Consider the following 3,791-nt stretch of genomic DNA (forward strand, 5'->3'; position numbering starts at 1 on the left):
GAGTTTTAAATTCAGGCGTATAACTTTTTCTCATAAACCTACTTTAACAGCTCCTCATTTTGTGTCTAGTTTTATGGGTCCATTATATTTCGATGCGGCTCCGAAAATTGCAACGGAAAGAAACCAAATGGTGCGCTTTTCTTCCTTAAAACGGGGTATGAATTTATTATCAAATACGAGGAGGCGCAGCTATGGAATTCCGGAAAGCCCATCTTGATGATCTTCATCATTTAATAGAGCTTAGAAAGCAGCAGCAGGTTGCCCAGGGCATCGAACCAAAGATGGACATTGATGCCGATTTGGAAAAGTTTTTTCAAAAGAAATTAAAAGAAGGCTCCATGGTCCAATGGCTTGCGGAAGACGAAGGAGAAATCGTTGCTTGCGGGGCCGTCATTTTTTACGAATTCCCGCCGAGCTATGTGAATAAAAGCGGGAAGAAAGCCTACATTACAAATGTGTATACAAAAGAAGAATACCGCGGCCAGGGGATCGCGAAAGAATTGATGGGAAAACTGGTTGATGAGGTGAAAAAGGCCGGCATCTCCAACATCTGGCTTGGCGCTTCTGAAATGGGCAAGCCGTTGTATGAAAAATTCGGTTTCCAGGAAGTGGATGAATGGATGGAACTGCATTTATGATAAAAAAGAGAATGAGAAAAACCGGTAATCCGGTTCCAAAGTGTATATTTTGAACTTCCCCATCTGCCGGTCTATACTTAAAATGGTAAGGGAGGAATGTACGATGTATGAAATTGCCATTATTGGAGCTGGTCCGGCCGGGGCAAGTGCCGCCATTTTTACGGCCAAAGCCGGGAAAAGCACGGTGCTTTTTGATGGCGGCACGAGCGCTACCAAGCGGGCTTTGCTGAAAAATCACTACGGTGTAACAGAAATAACCGGACCAGACCTGGTCGAAACCGGTAAAAAACAGGCAGCGCAATTCGGTGCCAAACTGGTCGACAAAAAAGTTGAATCGATTGAAAAAACGGAAAATGGTTTTACCATTAAAACAGAACAAGGGTCGTACGAAAGCAAATACGTTATTCTTGCAACCGGCATGATTGCAAGCCTCGGGGAAGCCCTTGGCGTCAAAACCAAACCCGCAACAGAACCACGCGTAAAAACCGTTTTCGCAGTGGATGCGCAAGGAAAGACGAATGTCCCGAATGTGTGGGCATGCGGCACAGTTGCCGGCGTTTCCATGCACACGATTATCACAGCAGGCGACGGCGCTAAAGTTGCTGTCAATCTCATCAGTGAAATCGACGGCAAACGCTGGGTCGACCACGATGTTTTAGGAAAATAAGCCGTTGCAAACGAACCGGGCAAAACTCCGCCCGGTTTTCGTTTTCTTTATTTTTCAATGCGGGCTAGAACTGAAAAGAATTCGCCGCAGATAAAGCCTTCTGACATGCTTAATGTTTTTCCAAAATCAAACCACCCACTGCAAAGCCGGGCACTGGGGATGCAGCCGGTACACGCGAGATTCAGGCAATCATCAAACCTTTTTTGCGGAAAGCCGTCTTTCCCATCCATGGGAGGATTGTTAGATACGTTTTTTGGGAGAACTTGTCTTTGGTGTCATTTTGCTTTTTAGTTGGATCGGACCATTCAAAAGTGGTTTGAGAAACTAACCGATTTTTTTAATATTAACATAGTAAAATGGGGTTGAATATCAATGATTTTAGTTAGTTCATGTTTAGCAGGACTAGAAGTTCGTTATGACGGGAAACATTGCCTTCGTGACATAATCAAGAGGTTAGTAGATGAGAACCGCGCTATCACAGCTTGTCCGGAACTATTAGGAGGTCTTCCAATACCAAGGATCCCTGCCGAAATCATTCAAGGAGATGGCTTCGATGTATTGGATGGCCGGGCAAAAGTGGTAGATCGGTTAGGAAAAGATGTAACCGATATGTATATAAAAGGCGCATATGAGACATTAAAACTGGTACAAAAGATGAAGATCACAACTGTTGTGTTGAAAGAAAATAGTCCTTCATGCGGAAGTTCAATGATTTATAACGGTGAATTTAGCGGCAAAAAGGTACCCGGCAATGGAGTGACTTCTGCTTTATTAAAAAGAAACGGAATCAAAGTTATTTCAGATGTAGAGCTTACAGAGTTGGAAGAGTTGGAAGAAATGCTTTAATATCAAAAAAGGCACCTTTAAAGAACTAAAAGAAGAGAATAGTAAATTGCTCAACATTAGATTTTACGATTTTAGGCAGACACCCCCTTATGTATTGGAGGGATAAGTAGCTTTATTTTATGTAAAAAATTCCAAACTTTGTTAATTTGGAATTTCTCCCGGAAATTTATTCGTTCTGCACAAAAAAAGAAAAATCCTTTCCAATGAGGTTAGAAAAATCCCCTTGGAAAGGTTTATTCCGGTTTACTCACCATGGAGAATCTGACAAAAATTTATCTTGAAGTATAACCTGCATCCAAATGAATCGTTGTTCCTGTTACATAGGATGATGCGTCGGAAGCGAGCCAAAGATTTGCTTCGGCGATTTCCCGAGCTTGACCGAATCGACCAAGTAAGCTCAATAGCGGGGCATATTCTCCTTCCGTAAAACCGAACTGTTCAATAATCTTCATCAAATTCAGCAACCGGTTTGTCATAGGATAATATGAAAGTTCAATTAACAAAACAAATAAAAAAGACTTATTGAACATTGGAAAGCCCGCAAATGGTGATTTCAAGCAGTCTCTTTCCATGTGAAGGATTGATGGGTTTGTGGTAAGTCAAATTTTGTTGTATTGAAAAGTCTCTGGTTTGTGTTAGAATAGAAATAGCCATGAAATCACTCCCTGGATATTTGGTCGTACTTATATCTTAGCAAAGGAGTGGCTTTCACGGCTCTTTTTTTTTCAAAAAAAATCATCCTTTTCCGTTTTACAATATTTTCCACAGGAATGAGTAGCCTAATCTATTGAAACTCGCCCAAAGCCTCAAAAAGTGATAAAATTCTGGCACTTATAATAAGCAAATTTATCCTATTAAAATCAAAAACTCACAATTTCTTTTTGCATTTGTCATAATGTTCCTACAAACGTCTTCTTTCTTTAGTGGAATAAATCAACGACCTTTAATTGTCTGACTGCTTACAGTTTCAGGGGATATAGCATTTTGGCAAGGGCTCTCAATGAAAAAATCTTTAAGAGTGATAACATGAAACGAGGAATTTTGGGTTTATTAACAGCTGTCTTGCTAATTGTACTTGCATTTCCATCCAGCAGCCTTGCTGCAACACCAACTAGTAATAGAGGGGCTACACCTCAACTATCTGGCAATGAACCAACTTATACTTATTGGATACAAAGCGGGGATCCAAAATATATTAAAAAGAGTTTTGGAGGCTGGAGAGATGTAGGGGCGGCTGTACATGGACCAACAACCTTAGTACAAGTATATAAAGAATCTTCGTCAATTAGTGTGACAGCTTCTGCAGGTATCCCAGTTAAACAAATAGAGGCTGGATTATCTAGCGATTTTTCTAAAAAATATTCACTTACTACTACAACAAAAACAAAGATTCCAAAAGGAAAAAAAGGCCAATTTCAAGTAAGAAGTGTTTATAAATACTACAAAGTGACAATGGTTCAATGGATGGCAATGGACGGAAAAAGAAAAAAACAGGAAAAAAGAAGACAGTTACAGTTAAAAAGAAAACATCTCTTGAAAACAGAGTATTACTTAGGGCTTGCTGAACGAATCAAATTTGGTCAGATACAAGCCAAATTCCGATTATCAAAATATAAAATAGTGTTGTGTAAAAATTTCAA

General features: G+C 40.0%; 6 protein-coding genes. 5 read left to right on the plus strand and 1 reads right to left on the minus strand.

Annotated features, from left to right (window positions below):
- The 4 genes from IC21_RS17280 to IC21_RS07290 all read left to right on the plus strand — a co-directional run.
- Positions 1-217 (plus strand): hypothetical protein (locus IC21_RS17280; protein ID WP_235801110.1); only part of this gene is annotated, 217 nt, incomplete at its 5' end.
- Positions 192-638, plus strand: coding sequence for a GNAT family N-acetyltransferase (locus IC21_RS07280; RefSeq protein ID WP_029143120.1), 447 nt, complete (start codon positions 192-194; stop codon positions 636-638). The genes IC21_RS17280 and IC21_RS07280, both read left to right, overlap by 26 nt.
- Before the next feature lie 103 nt (positions 639-741).
- On the plus strand, positions 742-1,305 hold the full coding sequence (locus IC21_RS07285; RefSeq protein ID WP_013860455.1) for an FAD-dependent oxidoreductase: 564 nt from the start codon (positions 742-744) through the stop codon (positions 1,303-1,305).
- A 372-nt stretch (positions 1,306-1,677) separates the two neighbouring features.
- Positions 1,678-2,151, plus strand: a complete 474-nt coding sequence (locus IC21_RS07290) for a 2-thiouracil desulfurase family protein (RefSeq protein ID WP_026684082.1) — start codon at positions 1,678-1,680, stop codon at positions 2,149-2,151.
- A 272-nt stretch (positions 2,152-2,423) separates the two neighbouring features.
- Here IC21_RS07290 and IC21_RS17285 read toward each other — a convergent pair whose 3' ends face one another.
- A complete protein-coding gene (locus IC21_RS17285; protein WP_034768242.1) occupies positions 2,424-2,708 on the minus strand; it encodes an SDR family oxidoreductase in 285 nt (94 codons plus the stop codon).
- Between the two features lie 469 nt (positions 2,709-3,177).
- On the opposite strand from IC21_RS17285, the gene IC21_RS07300 reads away from it, so the two are divergent.
- Positions 3,178-3,791 (plus strand): hypothetical protein (locus IC21_RS07300; protein ID WP_155116795.1); only part of this gene is annotated, 614 nt, incomplete at its 3' end.

This window comes from Heyndrickxia coagulans DSM 1 = ATCC 7050, assembly GCF_000290615.1.
In the GTDB taxonomy this organism is placed as follows: Bacteria; Bacillota; Bacilli; order Bacillales; family Bacillaceae_C; genus Weizmannia; species Weizmannia coagulans.

Excerpts from the sequence above, each read along its gene's own strand:
- IC21_RS07290 (WP_026684082.1), top strand. The coding sequence starts at position 1,678 with ATGATTTTAGTTAGTTCATGTTTAGCAGGACTAGAAGTTCGTTATGAC.
- IC21_RS07285 (WP_013860455.1), top strand. The coding sequence starts at position 742 with ATGTATGAAATTGCCATTATTGGAGCTGGTCCGGCCGGGGCAAGTGCC.
- IC21_RS07280 (WP_029143120.1), top strand. The coding sequence starts at position 192 with ATGGAATTCCGGAAAGCCCATCTTGATGATCTTCATCATTTAATAGAG.